The sequence below is a fragment of the Candidatus Nomurabacteria bacterium genome (assembly GCA_020632395.1).
Lineage (GTDB): Bacteria > Patescibacteriota > Dojkabacteria > SC72 > JAHDCA01 > JACKFQ01.
This window is the reverse complement of record JACKFQ010000001.1, coordinates 58,780-79,117: the sequence shown is the minus strand read 5'-3', so window position 1 is coordinate 79,117 and position 20,338 is coordinate 58,780. Positions and strand designations below refer to the sequence as shown.

The window sequence follows — 20,338 nt, the reverse complement described above, 5'->3', positions numbered from 1 at the left end:
ACTCAAATGGAACAAATAAGCAAAGACTTACTTACAGAAATCAATAAGCAGATCGACGATACCAAACTTGATATGAACGTTGATACCAAGATATCAAGGATAGGTGAACTAGAAACTTTAAGCATGGAAGATGGTTTCTGGAACGAGCAAGAAAAAGCTCGAAAGATCATGCGTGAGCTCGAACATCTCCGTAAGGAGGTAGAGACGATCAGATCACTCGAAAAACGAGGTGAAAGTTTGCTGGAGCTATACGAGATGTCAGGAGAAAGTGACTTAGATATGCTACAGATCGAATACGATTCATTAAAAAATGATGTAGAAAGCTTTCAAACCTTCAAGTATTTATCAGGTAAATATGACACTGCTGATGCGATCATCTCGATCCACTCAGGTCAAGGAGGAACAGAGGCCAATGATTGGGCAGAAATGCTTTATAGGATGTATCTGCGATATTTTGAGAGACAGGGTTGGACGGTTGAGACCCAGCATATGGTACAAGGGAATGAAGCAGGTATATCTACTGTGACCATGATAGTATCTGGAGATTACTGCTTTGGTTTGCTCAAAAAGGAGGCGGGTGCTCACAGACTTATCAGACTATCTCCATTTAATTCTCAAAATCTGCGTCAAACATCATTTGCAGGTGTGGAGGTCACCCCAGTTATAGATGACGATGAGGATATCGTCATCCCTGATTCGGACATTGAATTCAAAGCTGTAAGATCGGGTGGCGCAGGAGGTCAGCATGTGAATAAAACCTCAACTGCAGTTCAGATAACACACTTACCAACAGGCTTGACCGTACATAATTCAGAAAGTCGGAGTCAACAGAGAAATCGCGAAAAGGCGATGATGATACTTAAAGCAAAGTTGTGGCAATTAGAAGAAGAAAAAAGAGAAAATGAAATAAACAAGATCAAGGGAGAGCATAAAGTAGCGGGTTGGGGCAACCAGATAAGAAATTATGTATTACATCCATACAAATTAGTAAAAGATCTTCGCACTGGTGTTGAGCGTACTGATCCGGACAATGTTCTTGACGGAGATCTTAATGAATTCATTGAAGCAGAAATCAGAATCGGATAATATGTATCTATCAGATGAATTTGTTTAGGATCCAATATTGAGCATGATACATTTCAACAAAGTGACTAAAAAGTATAAGAACGATATCGTTGCAATAGAAGATGTCGAATTCAAGGCGGAAGATGGAGAATTTTTCTTTGTCGTTGGTCCAAGTGGTGCCGGAAAATCTACACTTATACGATTACTTATCCGTGAGGAATTCCCAACAGAAGGCAATATCCTGTTTGAAGATATAGATGTGACAAGAATCCCTAGAAAAATGCTTTCGCTATATCGACAACAACTCGGAGTTGTCTTTCAGGATCTTAAACTCATCCCAAGTAAAACAGTCGAAGAGAATGTGCAATTTGTTCTTGAGATCGCTCGTAAACCAAAAGCCGAGATAATTGAAACAAGCTGGTATCTATTAAAACTTGTAGGACTAGATAAAAGAGCGAAGTTATTCCCTGAGGAACTTTCTGGAGGCGAAATGCAAAGAACAGCTATAGCCAGAGCATTAGCAAATAATCCAAAACTCTTTATTGCTGATGAGCCCACCGGAAACCTCGATCCAAACACCTCACTCGAGATCCTAGAGCTATTGAAAATGATCAATTCATGGGGTACTACAGTAATGGTAGTAAGCCATGATACTAAGATCGTGGATGCTATGAATACGAGAGTGATCAGAATGGAAGATGGAAAAATAGTTGAAGATGCCAAAAAGAGTAAATATGAGAACGGAAATACCAAAAACAAAAAGGGGCTTACGATAATGATAGAAAAGGATAAGGAAGCAATTCAAAACAAAAAAGAGATCTCAAAAAGATCTGTGAGCAAAAAAGATACTAAAATTAAAAGTACAAAGGAGAGCTGATCATCATGTCAGGGATAATTGCAAATACTGGAAAGAACATTTTGAGGAACAGGTGGCTCTCAATTGCCACTATCCTCGTAGCAACGATAGTTTTTGCTACTGCATCATTCTTCATCGCAGTTTCATTCATGGCACAACAAGCAGTAAGGATCTCTGAAACCAAAGCCCAGTTACAGATCTATTTCGAAGTTGATACACCTGAATCTCAGATTTCAAGCGTTAGAGATAAACTCGAAAAACTAAATGGAATAGAGGAGGTCACATATATCACACAAGAAGAAGCTCTTGCATTGTATCTTGACTACTATTCCGATGACCCCGAATTGATTGATTCCGTGTCTGCAGACTGGCTACCTGCCAGTCTAGAGGTACGAGCATCTTCATTGACCGATCTAGAGTACATCACCGATCAGGTTAAGGAAGAACAAAGGACAAACCCTTACATTGAAGAGGTTGTATATCATGAAGATGTAGTCAAACAGCTCAGATCTATATCTAATGCTATCAGATATGGTGCGATAGGCATCATCTCAATATTCTCAGTAATTACACTTTCTCTAGTTTTCATCACTATCGCATTCAACATAAATGCCCACCATAAGGAGATCGAGATCATGCACCTAGTGGGAAGTAATGATTCGTATATCAAATTGCCATATATACTCGAAGGGGTTGTGTATACTACTGTCGGTTCGCTTATAGCAGCAGGTTTGATCATTATCCCATGGTATCTTCTAGTCGGTAGTAGTTCTGATTCAAATATCAAGTTCATCCTGACACAATTGGCCACAGAGTTAGACCTGAATTATCTTCGATCATTTGATCTGAAATTTGTAATACTGTTCTTTGGTGTACATGGAATTGTTGGAGCTTTGGTAGGCTTTGCAAGTAGTTCATTTGCAGTTATGAAAAATCTAAATTTGAAGAGTAGATGATCTTCAAACTGATGAAATTCCCTCAATTAAGAAGAATATCTGGGTTTCTCGCGCTTCCCCTTTTAGCAATAGGCTTCTTTCATATACTCTACAGTTCTGAGAGTGATCTAGTAAAGCCTGTGGAAGCTGTGGATGCTACTTGTCCTGATTATATGGATGATTATGAATGTCTAGACTACCTGCAAGATCTAGCAAAACAGTTATCGGATGAGAAACAGAAACTAGACTCTCAGATCTCACAAGAAGAGTACGAACAGCTTGATCTGTATCAAAAGATCAGCTACACATATTCGCAAATAGCAGCACGTGAGAAAACGATCGAGGAGCTTGAAGTTCAACTTGAGCAGAAAGCTACCGAAATAAGGATACTCAATAGAGATATCGAATCAAAACAAACCTCACTGGATACCATTGCACAAGAGATCGAACTAATAAAAGCAAAGATCAAGAAGCGAATCAATATGTCGTATAAATACAGTTCAATATCTACTTTCGAGCTATTCTTGAATTCAAACGAGTTAGACAATCTTCTTAGAAGGATCCAATATCTCAAAGATCTTAAGGAAAAAGATGCAGAGCTATTAGGGAGTATGGGAGAGCAGATATCTTTCTTAGAATCAGAACAGGCAAAACTACAGGAAAAGAAGGAAGAGGTAAAGAAGGTTCAGCTTGAAGCAGAAGGAGACAGAGCTGACCTATTTGATGAGAAGGAGGAGCTTGCATCCCAAAAAAGTTCATATCAGGCTCTTCTCTCAGAAAGTCAGCGCAGGGAAGATGAATATCGCACTCGTTACGATGAACTTGAGGCCGCAGCCAATCAAGCGACCCAACAGATCACTCAACTCATCTTCGAGCTATTTAGAAGTGGTACTATAGAGGCAAATACCCCTGTAGAAAAAGGAGATATACTTGGATTTCAGGGATTCACCGGATTCTCTTACGGCTCACATCTTCATTTCGAATATCGAGTCAATGGAGTTGTGACAAATCCAAACATTAACTGTCTTCATATATCGTATGGAACTTATGCCAGTAGTATCAACTGTGAAGTACCTGTTGATGGTGGATACGTTTCGCAATTCCCTCATGAGTACATTGGATCATACTATGCTGTCGATTTTGTCAGTCACACTAGTGGTGAGCAACCGGGAAGTTGGATCACAGTACCTCCTATCAGCTGTTATGGTTTATATCGTGAATCTTTACCAATACCGACAAGAGGGACAGGCGCTCCAATTCGTGCTATCAAAGATGGTTTTGTGACTAAAGTCCTCACTGATGCTTGTGGTGGTAAATATGTGCTAGTTGATCATGGTAATGGAGAAACCTCAATGTATTTGCACTTGAGATGATCTCCGTCAAATAAACGGTATCAGGAAAAAATATATCCTATGAGGTCATCGGGTAGATAATGCATAGATTCCTTGTGAGGAATGATATCAAATATTAACACAGGGAAATTGTAAAAGCACTCAGAAAGAAGAAACCCACTTTCTCTTGCTATACATTCAGGAGTCTTCTTCCTTCCCAAAGTTTTCCTTCTTGTATTCCAGTGTAATTCAAAATCCCTAGCCTCCTTTACGAAATTAGTATCCGAACAGATATTCATTCTTTCATAAAGTTCATACTCTATTCTCCCATGGAAACTCTCCACATGGGAATTAAAAGTAGGTTTTCTAATAGGTATTGTCTTAAATCTTGCCCCAAACTGTCCCTCAACGATATCTTCAATACTGTAATTTCCAGACTTATTTATCCCACCAATAATCTCAGGACCATTATCAGATTGTATCGTTACATAGTGAGTATCGATTCCATGTAACTGCATATGGTACATAGCCAATGCTACAAAAGAGCAAGTACAATATACAGATCTCTCCTTTAAACCATATCCTAAGAATGTTGTTCCAGTAGTCATATCTCTTAAAGTGTACTCGTACCTTGGTAGGAAACCTTGTTGTATTGGGCCGATCAGATTTGGGATATCGTCAAGATATTTTGTATCAAGTTGCCATTTCTCAAACGCTTTAAGTTTCCACTTAATATGAGAATTCTTTTTCTTTTTAACATATGTTCTTTCACCCTGCCGAATTAATCCTTTTTCAGAAAGGACTCTCCATATTGTACTAGTTGAGTGAGGTATTTTGTAATTTAACTTCAACATATCAGGACCGTATCCAGACTCCTTGTGATACTCTTCTATCAATTCTTCTGTTGATTGTGGTATTTTGTGCGGAATAGTTTTTGGAGCTTTTTTTGATTCATAGTCCAAATCATCTGCTTCCAACAATTTTTTAATCGTCCTCCATGAGCATTTCAAGGTATGAGCTGATTGGGATATATTTCCTCCCGTTCTTAATATATGTGCCTTTAGGAATTCTCTTGCCTGCTTTTTGTTTCGTGCGTTTTTTATGAATTCTTTGTATGATACTATTGGGGTCATGTTTGAGACATTGATAGTTTAGATCATTATCATTTTGTCTCACTTGGCCCCATTTTTCAATCACATCAACTTTAAACAGGTGTGCATTATCTACCCGATGACTTAATCCTATTACTTTATTCTATCTTCCTATTCTGATACACTAATGACCAGCCATAATTTTATTGAGTATTTTTTAATGGCAAGATCAAATAAAAAAGCCCAGTCAAAGAAGAGGTCAGAAGAGCGATCAAAGAAGGTTGTTGCTTCTGATAGAGCAAAAAATTCAGATACTGTTTCTCGATCTGAAAAAGTTTCGAAAGTTAAAGAGAGCACTCCTGCTAAGGTTGTCAAAAAAATCACACCAGTATCCGAAGCTGAAACCAAAGCTAAAAAGCCCGGAACGATCTCTATCAAACCAAGGATGTTGAAATTTGTCACTTGGGTTCTAGTAGTTATTGCGACACTGATCGTCATAGATTTTGTTGTCCAGTACATCAATAACGATTACAGTATTGCTATAGTGAATGGATCTCGCATCCCTAGGAGTGAGTATCTTGTCAGACTCGAGGATGCTTATGGAAATGTTATCGCTACACAGATGATGAATGAGGAGTTGATCAAGCAGGAAGCTGTGAAAGAGGATGTCACTGTTTCCGATGAAGATGTCGATACCGCAGTAGCTCAGACAAAAGAAGAGGTTGGCGGTGAGGAGGAACTAAATGCCGCACTTGAAGCAAATGGTCTGACCCTGGAAACATATAGAAGGAACTTAAAGATCCAACTTTTAGCTGAAGCTATGGTTGTACCTGAACCAACTGAAGAAGATCTGCTAGCCTTTTTTGAAGAATTCAAGGATACCTATTTCGGTGAAGATGCAGTTTATGAAGATGTGAAGGATACTGTTGCAGAAGCATACACCAAACAGAAGTTCAACGAGCTTTCAGGTGCTTGGCTGAACGGATTAAGAGAAGAAGCGACACTACAAAACAACACTACTGATAGGCCTTCTTACGGAATTCTACAGATCACACGAGATCTGCTTTCAGATATGAATAGCAGATTGGATACGAAGTAGTAACCAAATTGCTATGAATTAAAAGAAGAGCCCCGCAAGGGGCTCTTTTCAACTTCGGCTCTTTTCAGCTTCTGCTCTTCTCAGCTTCGGCTCTTTTCTGATCTAAAGATCTTTTCAACTTTTACAATAGTTGTGCTTCTGCTCTTTGTGAATTTCCGCTACTTTTGGTAACCTCACTAAAATAGACTACTCTCCGGCATTTGGGAAATGTTATCAGAACAATTACTTCCGATTGGACTGACAACATATTTTGAAGTGTGTCATATTCTTTCAAGTACTTCGATAGGTCCAGCTTGATCGAGAATTACTGATCTTCGGGTTCAACTATCGCATAACCTCCCCTTCTGCGTTTATAGATCATGCAGTATTTACCTGATGCAATGTTCTTAAAAAGGATCTGGTCGCGATCACTTAACTCCATTCTTTCGATCGCTTCTGCTTCAGCCATTGGAGACATATACTCCATAGTTTTCCTTTCAACTATAGTTGGAACGTAATCTGCGTAATTTGAGACATCACCCTCAGTCTGATAATCTTCTTCTTTTTGTAGCTCTATGGTCTTCCAAGGTCTTTCTCCTTCCCACTGGCTTAATTTCTCATGATATCTTTTCAACCTTCGGGAAAGGATATCAGATGATGTGTCTATAAGAGCATACATATCTTCACCTCTTTCTTGTACATGGATCATACCTTTAGGGACTGCAACATTGATCGTGATCTCGAAATCCTTTGAAACTCCGCGATGTGTTACATGCTGAGTCATCACAACATCTGCGTTAATTATATGATCGACCAGATGCTGGTGTTTTGTGAATTTTTCTAATGCATACCGTCTTAATGGCTCTGTTGCATCCATACCCGAAAATGTGATCTTGAACTTTTCTTCCATAGATCTCCAGAATTAACTTATCTATCTATTTTACCAGTATCAGCTATTATATTCATCCTGCATATTTTTGTTAGATAATTAATGATCTCTGATAGATCCTCATCCGGGATCGATCTACGATCCCACATCTTATGATCCGGAGTGAATGATCGCACTATCCAATCAACATTTTGATCGATCTCATGGTTGAAAATGTCTACCATCCTATCTAGAGAGCGTGCTCTGTCATTCACATCTGGGATGATTGTTGTATATATTGAACGAAGTTTATGAGGCTTTGATAAATATTTAAGCAGTTCTAGGATATGATCCGTTATAATATTGAAATACTTCTGATTGTACGAATTGTCCAGAGAATCAAGGTGTAGAGATACTCCTGATAAGTCAGAAGTAAGGGCATACCAATACTGTTCGGGTATAGTTCCCCTACTCTTTATATACACTTCGATACCCGCTCTCCTTGCAACCCTAGATAATTCAAGGATGTAATCAAGATTAACCGCCGGCTCACCATTAAAAAAAAAGATCTTTTCGAGATCATGCTTCTGTGAATACTCTACTAGTTCTGCTGGTGCATAATGATCACCAGATGTTTCTACTGACCTCATAGCCTCAAATTTTCCTATCTCTCGAGACCTCTCTTGATAGAATTGTGACAATCCCCAGTCAGGATCAAATGCCAACTTATGATTGCCTCCTATCATTGACACAAAAAGGCCCTCTTCATCTTCTCGGAATCCCATAGGTAACGTGCCTTTTCTGAGATTTAACAACATACCGTAATTGAGCTGTACTACCCTATCACCTACTCTTCTGCGGACTCCTGAACGACATATAGCACCATCTATCAATCTGCACTCCTTTGGACAGACACCACACCCAACTAGATCATTCAGATCTGGTGTTGAGATAATAACCGAGCGGATCATTTTATTTTTCTACAAATAGAATTGATGCTAGGCCGGTTGTACGATCTCGATCAAAGGACGTTTTGACACAATCAGTACCGACAACAACGGCCTTGAGGTCAGTTCTTATTGCGTACTCCAGGAGAAACGACAATGAATTGGGTGAGGATACGACATTGGGATTTGTTTCAAAATACTTAACATCCAGATCAAGTATTCTCTGTAAAGTACTCTTATCAATATCAGAAGCATAATCAGCTGGTAAACCGCGAGAAAGCGTCGAAGCTACAATTATCAGATCGTCTTGCTGTATCTTATAACCTATCTGTTCAAAAAGTAGCCTAGGGCTACAATCACCCACCATAAAAGGTAATATCCGAATACTTTGATCCCAGAGATATTGTAAAAGGGGGATTTGTAATTCTATAGAAACCTCACCTTCATGTGGTTGGATATCAGATCGGATAAGATCTACAGAGTGGTCATCACTGGAAGTCAGTTGAGCCACCCGATGAGATACTTCGATCTTACCGAGGGGGGATTCCCAAAATCTAGCGGGGTGCAACGCCACATTGTGCGATCTATGCATGATAGGATCAGCAAATATGATAGCTTCATCAACGATATGTTTTGCTGTTGGTAGATACGCACACAGAAGTAACTTCAATGAATACTCATAGGATATTGATGGTACAAACATTGCTCTGATACGGCCTATGACCTTGACATCGATCGATCCTTTGAGGTCATCGACCTTTTCGATCAGCTCCGATCCAGAAACAGGATAGTGCACACCTGCCCCTATTGGAAACCTTGTTTCTGACGTAGAAACGTTCTTCACTTAGACTTTTTACCAGTTGCAATATTAACAATTCCGAACCCAAAGATCGCTGCAAGTATCAAACCTCCAAAGATCATAAGCGTACTGTTAGAGTTCTGATCTGGTGTGACAACTTCATCAGGAATATCTATATTGAATTTCTCAGCTAGGACCTCAATTATTGGATCACTACCTAGGGAGTAGGTACTGACACCTTCGGAGTCTACATAGAACATTATAGGCCAAGCAGGTCCATCACCGGGTACATTGTATTCTGCCCATAGATCTGTCAACTTTGTGAGATTATCTTCATTATCCTTCAGTTGCATGTATTGGACCATATCCCCAAGATCATTTGCTGCGACAAAATCTTCTACATCCTGACAATGAGGGCAATCCTCATGTACATATATCACAGGTTTTGAATCAGTATCTGCCGGTTGGGCAACCTCATCAAGAGGACGTGCGATATTCTCGCCTCCACCAGCATCTTGCGAATATACATAGCTTGAGGAAGCAACGATTATCATTACTGCAAATATTACGATCTTATTCATTAGTTTGTTCATTTATTATTTTGATCAAAAAGATTACATTAAAAATATACCGAAACAGGGGACTCATTCTCGAAACTAGACAAAACCCTCGAACTGAGACCTGCTAACATGATATTCTACTGCATAGTAAGATCAAATTGAAGTAATTGATGATCTTCAAATAATTGTCGTAATATATTGAATAGATCCTTTAGCAAAAAAAACCATACTTTAGTGCACAAACACCATCTTGGTAGATATCTATTGTTTTTTGGGTTCGCGATAATTCTACTGATCACACCTTTTTTTTCGTTTAATTTCAATAGCAGGTCTTTGATCCACCCAGTAGATACTATCAGTATGGATATCGAATTACCAAATACAGCAATAGTGCTTGGTGCAGGAGTATTAGAAGATGGAACGCCCCATCCGATATTAAAAGAACGACTCGATACTGCAGGAGAAGCATACCAACGAGGTATAATTTCCACGATACTTCTATCAGGAAACAACGACGTAGATCATAACGAGGTTGACGTCATGAGTAACTACCTTATAGATCAGTATCAAGTACCTACTGATTCGATACTCCTAGATGGATTTGGTTATAGAACCTATGACAGTTGCATGAGAAGTAAAGGGATCTATGATCTGAATGAAGCCATACTGATCACCTCAAAATATCACCTGCCAAGAAGTATATATCTATGTCAGAACGCTGGTATGGAAGTCACGGGGTTATATGGTTCAGAAGAAGTTTCAAATATGAGGTGGTTTTTCACTATCAGGGAGCTATTTGCATCTTATAAGGCATATATTGATATAAATCTGCTCAGACCAGAGTATTCTGCGGAAAGATACTGAACGGGTCGATCAGAATAGATCTGATGAAGTCGATCTACAGACCAATAACGAAAATCATTGCCGTTGGTTTTCATCACTGTAAAAACAGCTCTTGTAGTTAGTATACTGATGATCCAAAACCATTGTTTGTACTATGTTGTCGTCATATGATTTATAGTTGCGAATACTGTTTGCCACCAGTATAATACTTAAGTGTTCTCTACAGAGATTTAAATCAGAGAGTCATTCCGCGGTAGCTCAATGGTAGAGCAGCTGGCTGTTAACCAGCGGGTTGCAGGTTCGAGTCCTGCCCGCGGAGCATTTAAAACAAGGTCAAAGCATAATCAACAAATTCATCAAATGTTTCCCTATTCTTATATTTCTCAACTAGTGTATCTCTACTTTCTTTTAATTGTGGGTAATTTTGTAAAAAGTTTTCATAACCTTTCATTCTTTCAGACCACAAAGAATTTAATTTAGGTTCAATACCCAAAATGTACGTCGTTGTTATTTCGTTTATAGACCAATATTTATTCCAATTACTATATATCTCTTTTTCTGAAAATCTCTTAAAGAGATATTGCCAAATATGTGTCATAAGAAGTTCATGAGCAGTTATTCTTAGATGAACATCTAAGTCATCATAAATCCAAAGATAAACAATATCTCCTAGCATATTACTTACTCCAGGATGAAACAAAGACACAATTACTTTATATTCTTTATACTTCCAATCTTTCCCAACGACATTTTCAGTTTCTTTTTCAAAAATATCGTTAATTTCCTTCCATCCATTTTGAAATTCTTTCTTCATTGAAAAAAGTAACTTTTTATCTCTGAGATATTTCTCATCATAAAGATTTGATAATATATATTTTACATCTCTAAAACTTTCACTTTTAGTTATTAAATCAAACAACCCTCTTTCTATTCCCATACTACTTGCTCTATTCCAGTTTCCAGATGGGTCATTGGATTTAAGCATTGTGTAGACCATTTTAATGTCAATATTTTTATCTATTGTATGTATAACTTTCATACTTATACTATACGGCATAATTTATAGATTAGTAATTTTGGAATAATCAACTTCAAAGTTAAATTTCAGGTTAAGGAATATGTCATATATGGGAAGCTTTATTCTTCATTCTTTCAACCTATTCTGGTAATATATAATCACCTATGCAAAACATACAAATAAGACAACTTAATGTCTCAGAACTACAACAGTTCTTTAATTTATAAAACACCTCAAGCAGTAATACCTGATCGTAAGAATTGTTGTCTCGGAATCTGTGAGGAAACATTAGGGATGAAACACTCCATCTCCTATAAACAAAGCTTTCATTTATTGATCTAAGCAGTAATGATCGAAATTCTCTTCAACGACATCATCTGGCTGCTGAAAGAAGATATTGCTGATCTTGAAACATTCTAACTGATCTTCCTTACTTGAAAACTCTTCTAGACATACAGTACATAGCCTTTCAACGCTTTTTTCACTTTCTTCAATATATTGATCTGTCAACATCTGGGTTGTGTTGAATTCAATATTTGTTGGAGGGGTTAAAAGATAGAAATCAAATTCCTTGTCCGAACATGATTCTGGATGCTTTTCTACTTCCTTAAGTTGATAGCTATAATCTAAACCATCATCCTTTGCCTCTTCAATCGTGTAAGTCATTGCTGAATCGGAATAATCAAAATATGGTGATGATATACCCTCATTCCAAAAATAGTAGTTCTTGCCATCAAAAAGTGTATATGAGATTTCTTTCTCTTCCCCATCATTTACATTCCAACTGTCTATGAGGAGATACTTATCATCTGACCCATAAAATTCGATCTGTTGATTTGGATACAGCCCTAGCATGCAATATGTACCCAATCTAATATCGGGATCATGAGGAACTGGCTCTAGTGGGGCCGGATCAGGCTTAGATTCTGGATCAGACTCTATCAGTTGTTCGTTCTCAGACGCTGGCTCGGGTAATTCTTGCTGTTTGGCCGATGATTGTGAGTTTTCATCTATTACATAATTATAGTATCTAAATCCGTAGTAACCGATGACAACCATTACCAATATACTGAGTAAGAAGAATGTGGCAAGTAAGGATATGTTAATAAACTTACGATGTTTAACCTCTCTGGTTTGACCTTTTGAGGTAGGCTGTGTTTTTATCTTTGCAGAGCTGGTATTATCTGCGGGTTTATCTTCTGCCTCATTTGCGGACATTTTTGGAGGGTCATTTATCACATGTATGTCACTGTCTTTCATATTTAAAATTCTAACATATAGATATTATCCTGGAAATATTATTGCCGCTAGAAATCTCCGTCTATCCACCCGATGTCTACAATACACACATCTTTCAATAGTTATGTAGTTTTATTGTATCATTTCCGAATGAAGAGCAGTTTATTACAATTTTATAGAGTTTAATAATACATCCAATCTATATGGAAGATTGTTGTCTCAAGACCTTACAAACCAATACTTTCATAGACATAGACTGCTTTCAGCTGTTATCAGAAAAGTACTAGACAATCCACCATGCAGAAGCTTTAAAATTACAACTCATATCATAGACACTAACATAGGTTCAAACGTAGTAAGGCTACAAACCTAGAGAATCCACATGTGTATGAACATATAGAATTCAGGGGGTACAAATTCAGTTATTCACGAATCTACAAACTCAGGATACTTCAACACCTTCACCCAATCAATCGTGCGAAAATCGTCCGATCTGGCGAGTTTTTTAAAATACATCGATATTTCCAATATTAGGCCTATTTCCATGTATATAATCTTCAATAGATTTTTTTCTTTCCGATAATCTTCGGCTAGCTCCGTTTCCTTTCCAATTAGAACAATCCCGTCAGACGCTGATATACCAGCCTCATGAACTTCACTAAAATCTCGATATGTTCTGCAATCGATTGTATATCCTGTATCTTCAGATTCAATACCTTTGTACAACCAAATATCAGTCATTATATCTTTGCCATCACTCCATAAAATAATTATTTGGAACAAAGAGTCATAAAATCCTTCGCTATTTACAATTAATTTTGTCAAATGATTTTCGATCTCATTGCTTCCTCGTTTGAGAAAACTTTCAATACCTTTCATCGGATATACAATTTGGAACGAATTTCCGATTTTATATACAATTCCTTTATAGAAAGCACTCATATACTATTTATGTTTCAATTTACATTTGTTATTTAAATATAACAAATTGCATATCTTACATAGATCTATCTCAAAGCTAAATATCAGATACAGGAATATTTCAGATACGGGGAGTAGCTTTACTGTGGATCTCCTCTAGAACCTAATCAAAAACCCCACCCTAAATACCATGATCGATCTAGGCGATAGTAAACACCATTGTCCATATCGACAGTAATAAGATCGGCCATATCTCAGCTAAGGCGCCACCCCGGTATTTGTAGAGCAAGACTAATTCTCCAAAACCGTATAAAAGTATCATCAGGATAGAAAGTTCGAATAGGTGATTGCTTGATCCTGATATCGAAGAACCGATCAAACCATAAGATATCGGAGAAACAATAAAGTAATAGATAGCGAAAAATATGTGGAGTTTGGGATGACGTTCGATATGGAAAAAGGCAAGAAACATAGTAGCGATATTTGTTGACAGATATACAAGAATGCCGATATTGCTGAAAGAAAGATCGAATCTATCGATCAGGTATAATGCAAATATTGACTGGAAAATTGCACTGAATACAAGACCAAATGATATTATGAATGATACCCGTTTGCTCTTTTTAGTAGCATTTGTGATCGTCTGTCGTTTAGGATCAATACCTGAACATATAGCAGGAGTAACTACAAACACCCATGCAATTATTACTGCAACCAAACCTGATATTTGTAAGAGGAAGTTTTCCATCGTATATTATACCCTATTTGAATATGCAGATTCAGTTGCCTGCTACGTCTGGGCTGTGGGGAGAGTAGTCGGCTTAGGCCGAGATAGATATTTTATCAACAATGCTTCTCTTAGTTTATCTCCGTAGTATCCATCACATTCTAGCAAAAACTGAAAAAGGTACTTTTCTGCTTTTTTGGATCGTTCGCTTCCAGGATATTCATCTATATTAATCACATTCCGAAAAAGCATGATAGATGCCAAAACACATGCCACGTATGATGTCATTTGTTGTTTTTGCAATTTTAGCTGTCCATTTTCATCCTCGAATTCAAAAGGCACCGCAAAATTCATGTCAATGCTTGTAAACATATGATGATAAATTACTCTCAAACACAATCCTACAGTCGGAACATCGTTGAATAGATCCGTTAATTTCATTGGGAATGTTTCCAAAGACGGTGGAATATGACTAAGACCATTTACTCGATAATCGATTGCGCGTTTGTACTCTTTCAAAATCTGTTCGATTCCAGGTAATATGAAAGGATACCGTGAAGTAGCCCCCCCTCTTTGTAGTTTCCAATTTATATTGTCCACATAACTTTGATGTGGCATATAATAACTTTCAATACCGTCACCAGTCTTCGCATCATCGCCGGGAGGATCGTTGTCCTCGTCAGTTAACCAATATCTTAGTTGACCATAATCTACGGTTGATTCTGTAATGCTAGCTAGCAAACCAGCTGCTAAATCATTCAATGTTTGAGGTGTTTTACCGTCTTCCTGTCTGCTATCTTCTTTAAGACCTAATTCATCTGATAAAGAACGTTGCTGATTAGGTCTACTGGGGTAGTTAGGGTACATTACTCCTAAAAGCTTTCTAATGTCCTCAATGCGTCCGTGAATTGTCGGATCATTAATGTATGCTTTGCGTGCTTCAGTTAGATAATCTTGACGATTAGGGCTCTGTGTCGGTGGTGTACCTTGATCAGACATTTAGTATTCGATAAAAATAATATAATTATATAACCATAATTACTATAAGTCTATCCCTACAAACCACCACCTCATACATGACACGATCATCTATTTGATGATATATTGTATTAAATACTACATGTCTGCCCCAAAATAATGAAATTGCTAAAACTTTTCCAAAGTACAAAAGATAAACACTTCACTATTGAACACATGGCAACCCCCCCTATCTCGAGTGTATTTTTGATGGTACTTACAGCGATGATAGGCGTGATCAATATAAAAGCTATGTTGCCCAATTCTCCAGATGAGATCCTATTCCTACCTTTTTCGATCGTTCTTCTTTTCGGGATATTTCATCCCAGGTGGGTTTATCTATCTCAGATCTTGTTGATAGATCTTCAAGCCTTTGCATTTGCTAGGTTTACATTACATCCAAATATCTCTCAGTTTATTTTCACCCTAGTGATCTACACAGTATTTGCAGTTGCACTTGCTGAGACTGGAAAATACTTCTGGGATCAGGCACAAAATGCGAATCTAACTTTAAGGAGACTAAATAATTTTGTGGATGATCTTGAAGATGTATTATTCAACTTATCAAGAGATCTTACGCTCCATGAATCTGCTGAGAAGCTCCTCAATATGTGCAGAGATCGCTTGGTCATCTCAGGAGCATATGTCTACGAGGTTTCAGCAGATCGAAAACCTGTCATAACTCAATACTCAAGCTCAATATCAGCTCTTGCTGTACTTAAACGATCAAAACTGTTAGCAGAAGGTGCACTCGAAAACATCCCACACCAGAAAGAACTACTTAACACCCTTAATGAGAAGGATTATTTAGTCCTCTCTCTAAAGAACAGAAATAAATACAAATTTTCCCGTAAGTTGTTTGATGATACAGATGTCGTATCTTTAATAATTATTGGATTACGGATCAATAATTTCTTGTCGGGTTTCATACTCCTTGCAGACGACAGAGAGATATTAGACAGTAACAGTCTGGATCAGCGAATTGTGAGTATGATCAGATCAATTGGCGAGATATATTTGAGCAAAAAACTTGATAAAAAGAAATTACGGTCGATCGAAGATAACAACCTGGAGTTTACCAAACTCACAATGCTCGATACTAAGGTACTTATCGACAATGAATAGTACCAAATAATAATTTTTATATTTGAAGATAATGAGACCACAAGGATACATTACAGATGTATATATGGATAAGATGAAAAGGGTTGAGACCCAATTCCTAATGTTTATAAACATACTTGGGATCACGGCTCTAGCAGTCTATTCTTTTCTTAATCTAACTCAGGGTGATCAAGCAGATGGTTTTATCGAGCTTCTGTTCGCCTTTGCGCTATTGGTTTCTACGATCCACCTGATCACAACAAATAAAACAAATATAACCAGATTGACAGGATCTATCGTTCTTACTGCTTTAGTAATGAACAACACATTGAGCGGAGGATTTGCGAATCAAGGAATGATGTGGTCATATATTTTCCCTGGGATGATATTCTTCCTCATAGGAAGTCGAAATGGTTTATATCTAAGTCTCATTCTATTTTCATTGCTTGCGACTATCCTCTCACTACAATCTATTGGACTGATCTCAACTCCATTCACAAGTAGTCAGTTGGTATCACATTATGCGAGTATGGCTCTGATAACGGTCATGATATATATCTATCAGAGAAATAATGAGCGGAATTACTCTCTGACAGGGGAGTTAAATAGGCGCTTGATAGCAACAAACCGGGAATTAGGCAAACAATCTGAACAATATATGAAAGCTCAAAAGAAACTCTATAAATTCACCCAAAATGTAGAGAAACAAAGGACAGATATGCAGAAAATGCAAAGTGAGCTATTACAACTACGAACCAAGATCGATTCGATCTTTACAGGTAGATCTGGAGGAAAAAGGTCTACAGTTTCTAAAAACGAAAAGGGTTCAACTAAAAAGTAACCCCCAAAATTTCCTATCGAACTCATACTCTCTTCATGAGTGTATGGGATCCTCATTTATGTCGATTCTTATAGCACCAGTGTACCGGACAGCACCAGCGTACCGGACAGCACCAGCGTACCGGACAGCACCAGTGTACCGGACAGCACCAGCGTGCTAGACAGCACCAGCGTGCTAGACAGCAAATCATATGTACACATGCGTGCTTTATAAATGGCAGTAGAGTAGCAAATTCACCTGAGTTAAATCTTCTAGTAGTATGTTCTTCTGAAGCTACGAACAATGATCGCAATGAAGATAATTCCAAATACCCCAAAGATACCTAATAACCCAAGTCCCAACGCATCTCCAAAGGCATAATTTGCCGATCGATAATCTAACGCGCTGATATACAGGAAATCATTTGGTTTCCTGCATTGGTTACTATAACAACCTTCGCCTCCTGCACACGAAGGTGTCTCAGATGTACAGAAATCTTGAGACAACAGATCTTGACCAGCTCCGTCAATGAATTGTGAATATGCATCGACCCTAGTAGCAACTGCTGCGTTATTTACAAAACAGTTATCCTCTGAATACGGCTCACTAGTTGCTGTGATCGCAGACATTACACCAACAAGTTCTCCGCTTCCTTTACGAAATATCGGTGAGCCGCTATCACCAAAACACACTCCTCCATCAGGACTGGTTAGATAAAACTTGTCCTGTGATATGGATTCAATACAGATCGTAGCACTACGTCTCAAATCTTGATTGCTTAGCACCTTCTGATCTGTCGCGCCGTATGCGATGACTTCATAATCACAGCTGATGTCGGGTGAACCTAGTTTGGTGGTGATAGGATTGAATGTCGAAGATGTATTGTACTTTATGATCGCAATATCATTGCTCAATGTATCAAAATTCCATTCCGGGTGTAATTCATATCTAATGATCGGTGCGTTCTGATCGGGTGATGTAGAGATGACACCATCTCCTAAAAAATATACCCTATCATCTTCAAAACAGTGTGCGGCTGATACAGCTACTCCATTTTCCAGGTATGTTACCCCACAGACCTCCCGACCAAAAAGTGACGAATAATCCATGATATACCCCGCATATAAATACTCTGTCGGATTCGTCGTTCCTCCATATAGCGCATCTGCTTGTTCGGTACTCAGACTCTCACTTGACTGTCTAATATTGGTTGACAAAAAGATCACAAGACCAAAAAAACAAATAAATAGCAGAACGGACGTGTATCTTTTGATCTTTCGGTTCTTCATAATTTTTCCTTTATTATTGATCATCTAAGTTTACCTAGCATCATCAAGTAATTGTAAAAAGAACTCTCGATCTTCATCGTAGGTCAGATAAGGTTTCATATCCAATCCTAAGAATGTCGTATCTATCTTGGTTTGCACATGTACACCATTTAGAAAATAATGCGTGAGTATCAATCCTTGTCTTGTACCGATCCATGATATCTGATCAAAATATAGATTTCCTAATCCATAAAATATCAATTTACCCTTATATATCTCGTATGTTTGTGGTTGATGTGCTTGTGTGCCAACTACCATATCAGCTCCGAGATCTATTGCTTGTTTGAAAACGGCTTTCTGGTCTGGATATTGTAGAGGCTTGTAGCATATTGGGTAGATGACGTCGGATTCTGGATACGAATAACACTCCTGAAATTGGAAATCAACTATCACAAAGTCAGCATTTTTCTTGGCTTCTATGATATCGCGTTGTAGTTTCTCTACTGAATATGAGTTTGCTCCCGCCCGATCCTCACCTGCTATTGCTCCTGTGCCTAGCATAGTATCGTAGTAATTGTAACCTACCATCGCTACGACGCCATCTTTTTGATCTATATAAAGGATCTTTTCGGCGTCTTCGATATTTGATCCACCACCAAAATGTTCCCATCCCAATTCGTCGTACATTTCGATGGTACTGACGTTATAAACTGCGCCGTAGTCATTATTGTGGTTGCCGGTGAGTTCGATAATATCCATCCCGCTAACCTTTAGTGTTTCTATATAGTCTAAAGCAGAGCAGAAACGCATACTCTGTTCAGGTACACAACCTGGTACAAAGGATACTTCATTAGAGGTATGTGTCATATCAGCAGAGCTTAAGAATTCGGCAAGATGTTGTGCCGGGTACGTAGGATCCCCTGCCCTTTCGATCTTTATTGCAAGATTTCGACTGATCGCAGTGACACCTGTCATGCGCAACGAGAAATAATCCTCAGGTATAGGAGCATCTGATACAGGATAATCCGTGAGGTGTTTTGGAACTGTCCTAAGTAATTGTGTGGGAATTTCAGATCCCTCGGGTGCGTAAAAGATTGCGTTCAAACTGAGAACACCTTCATGATCTTCAAGAAAATACCCTCCATCCAAAGACAAAAGCTTCACAGTAGGAACTAATCTGTCTGGTGTAACAAATGCTATTCTACTGGGAGAATCAAGTAGGATATCGTCTAAGGTCATGTCGTTAGTTATCTCATTTACAACTACATCTGATATAGAATTTGCTTCAAGTAATGTTGTGACCATGTCTGCATCATTAGGATATGCCCACAACTCCTTATTTCGAACCTCTGAAAGCAATATCGAATCCTCCACAGCATAGAAAGATGCCACCGGAAGGTATTTAGTGTCTACGATATCAAATGTTTCAATATCATCTACGGGTAAATCGGAGTCTTCAGGAAATTCCGAGGTAAAAATGATATCTGCATCCTGTTTTCTATCTGCGGTTACTTCGATATATCTACGATTACCTTCCCAAATGACTTGCTCAAGAGCAGTTCTGATCTCGCCTGACAAGAGGGGGGACACACTTTCATCGATATAGTAACTGTATGACGGGAAATTGATACTTGAGATAGGATCTTTGTAAAGGGATAGGCTGAGAAGTGTAGCAGGATCTTTGTGAGTGAACATCACATATCCGAGGGTAAGTACAATACTAAGTATAAAAGCCGTGAGAATCGCCCGTGGTACATTTGGCTTCGGTGGTTCTGGGATCTTTTCCAGTACAGTAAATTCTTTGACCATAATGCCTTTAATCTATGATTTTACGTTGTATTAACTTGATAT

General features: G+C 38.2%; 20 protein-coding genes and 1 tRNA gene. 9 read left to right on the top strand and 12 right to left on the bottom strand.

What is annotated here, in order from left to right; all coding sequences use genetic code 11:
- Positions 1-6: 6 nt before the first annotated feature.
- From prfB to H6763_00350, 4 genes are read left to right on the top strand one after another with little or no spacing between them, the layout of a single operon-like run.
- Positions 7-1,086, top strand: coding sequence for a peptide chain release factor 2 (prfB, locus tag H6763_00365; protein MCB9803268.1), 1,080 nt, complete (start codon positions 7-9; stop codon positions 1,084-1,086).
- A 43-nt stretch (positions 1,087-1,129) separates the two neighbouring features.
- Positions 1,130-1,942: an ATP-binding cassette domain-containing protein gene (locus tag H6763_00360; protein MCB9803267.1), complete on the top strand. Its 813-nt coding sequence runs from the start codon at positions 1,130-1,132 to the stop codon at positions 1,940-1,942.
- 5 nt (positions 1,943-1,947) lie between these two features.
- Positions 1,948-2,877, top strand: a complete 930-nt coding sequence (locus tag H6763_00355) for an ABC transporter permease (protein MCB9803266.1) — start codon at positions 1,948-1,950, stop codon at positions 2,875-2,877.
- A gap of 11 nt (positions 2,878-2,888) precedes the next feature.
- A complete protein-coding gene (locus tag H6763_00350; protein MCB9803265.1) occupies positions 2,889-4,229 on the top strand; it encodes a hypothetical protein in 1,341 nt (446 codons plus the stop codon).
- Positions 4,230-4,249: 20 nt separating this feature from the next.
- Here the strand turns inward: H6763_00350 and H6763_00345 are convergent, their stop codons facing one another.
- Positions 4,250-5,320, bottom strand: a complete 1,071-nt coding sequence (locus H6763_00345; GenBank protein MCB9803264.1) for a hypothetical protein — start codon at positions 5,318-5,320, stop codon at positions 4,250-4,252.
- A 178-nt stretch (positions 5,321-5,498) separates the two neighbouring features.
- On the opposite strand from H6763_00345, the gene H6763_00340 reads away from it, so the two are divergent.
- Positions 5,499-6,377, top strand: coding sequence for a SurA N-terminal domain-containing protein (locus H6763_00340; GenBank protein ID MCB9803263.1), 879 nt, complete (start codon positions 5,499-5,501; stop codon positions 6,375-6,377).
- 304 nt (positions 6,378-6,681) lie between these two features.
- On the opposite strand, the gene raiA is transcribed toward H6763_00340, so the two are convergent.
- From raiA to H6763_00320, 4 genes are read right to left on the bottom strand one after another with little or no spacing between them, the layout of a single operon-like run.
- A complete protein-coding gene (gene raiA / locus H6763_00335) occupies positions 6,682-7,266 on the bottom strand; it encodes a ribosome-associated translation inhibitor RaiA (GenBank protein MCB9803262.1) in 585 nt (194 codons plus the stop codon).
- Positions 7,267-7,283: 17 nt separating this feature from the next.
- Positions 7,284-8,195 carry a radical SAM protein gene (locus H6763_00330; GenBank protein ID MCB9803261.1) on the bottom strand — a complete coding sequence of 304 codons (912 nt, stop codon included), beginning with the start codon at positions 8,193-8,195 and terminating at the stop codon, positions 7,284-7,286.
- A gap of 1 nt (position 8,196) precedes the next feature.
- A complete protein-coding gene (gene amrB, locus H6763_00325; protein MCB9803260.1) occupies positions 8,197-9,015 on the bottom strand; it encodes an AmmeMemoRadiSam system protein B in 819 nt (272 codons plus the stop codon).
- A complete protein-coding gene (locus H6763_00320) occupies positions 9,012-9,563 on the bottom strand; it encodes a hypothetical protein (protein ID MCB9803259.1) in 552 nt (183 codons plus the stop codon). Before H6763_00320 ends, amrB begins: the two co-directional genes overlap by 4 nt.
- 327 nt (positions 9,564-9,890) lie before the next feature.
- On the opposite strand from H6763_00320, the gene H6763_00315 reads away from it, so the two are divergent.
- Together H6763_00315 and H6763_00310 are read left to right on the top strand one after the other, a co-directional pair.
- Positions 9,891-10,394 (top strand): YdcF family protein, encoded by a 504-nt coding sequence (locus H6763_00315; GenBank protein ID MCB9803258.1) that lies wholly within the window; start codon positions 9,891-9,893, stop codon positions 10,392-10,394.
- A gap of 226 nt (positions 10,395-10,620) precedes the next feature.
- Positions 10,621-10,692: transfer RNA gene (locus H6763_00310), tRNA-Asn, on the top strand.
- A gap of 3 nt (positions 10,693-10,695) precedes the next feature.
- Here the strand turns inward: H6763_00310 and H6763_00305 are convergent.
- The 5 genes from H6763_00305 to H6763_00285 form a co-directional block, all read right to left on the bottom strand.
- Positions 10,696-11,412 (bottom strand): hypothetical protein, encoded by a 717-nt coding sequence (locus tag H6763_00305; protein ID MCB9803257.1) that lies wholly within the window; start codon positions 11,410-11,412, stop codon positions 10,696-10,698.
- Positions 11,413-11,721: 309 nt separating this feature from the next.
- Entirely contained in the window at positions 11,722-12,651 is a 930-nt protein-coding gene (locus H6763_00300; protein MCB9803256.1) for a hypothetical protein, read from the bottom strand.
- Between the two features lie 405 nt (positions 12,652-13,056).
- Complete coding sequence (locus H6763_00295) at positions 13,057-13,509, bottom strand: hypothetical protein (protein ID MCB9803255.1); 453 nt, start codon at positions 13,507-13,509, stop codon at positions 13,057-13,059.
- A 241-nt stretch (positions 13,510-13,750) separates the two neighbouring features.
- The gene (locus tag H6763_00290) at positions 13,751-14,299 is read right to left on the bottom strand and encodes a hypothetical protein (protein MCB9803254.1); all 549 of its coding nucleotides are present in this window, start codon (positions 14,297-14,299) and stop codon (positions 13,751-13,753) included.
- Positions 14,300-14,341: 42 nt separating this feature from the next.
- A complete protein-coding gene (locus H6763_00285; protein ID MCB9803253.1) occupies positions 14,342-15,277 on the bottom strand; it encodes a hypothetical protein in 936 nt (311 codons plus the stop codon).
- Between the two features lie 138 nt (positions 15,278-15,415).
- Here H6763_00285 and H6763_00280 point away from each other — a divergent pair, with 138 nt between their 5' ends.
- Positions 15,416-16,420, top strand: coding sequence for a hypothetical protein (locus H6763_00280; protein ID MCB9803252.1), 1,005 nt, complete (start codon positions 15,416-15,418; stop codon positions 16,418-16,420).
- A gap of 31 nt (positions 16,421-16,451) precedes the next feature.
- Complete coding sequence (locus tag H6763_00275; protein MCB9803251.1) at positions 16,452-17,240, top strand: hypothetical protein; 789 nt, start codon at positions 16,452-16,454, stop codon at positions 17,238-17,240.
- 251 nt (positions 17,241-17,491) lie between these two features.
- Here H6763_00275 and H6763_00270 read toward each other — a convergent pair whose 3' ends face one another.
- Both H6763_00270 and H6763_00265 read right to left on the bottom strand, forming a co-directional pair.
- Complete coding sequence (locus H6763_00270; GenBank protein ID MCB9803250.1) at positions 17,492-18,436, bottom strand: S1 family peptidase; 945 nt, start codon at positions 18,434-18,436, stop codon at positions 17,492-17,494.
- A gap of 102 nt (positions 18,437-18,538) precedes the next feature.
- On the bottom strand, positions 18,539-20,296 hold the full coding sequence (locus H6763_00265; protein ID MCB9803249.1) for a CapA family protein: 1,758 nt from the start codon (positions 20,294-20,296) through the stop codon (positions 18,539-18,541).
- Positions 20,297-20,338 lie beyond the last annotated feature (42 nt).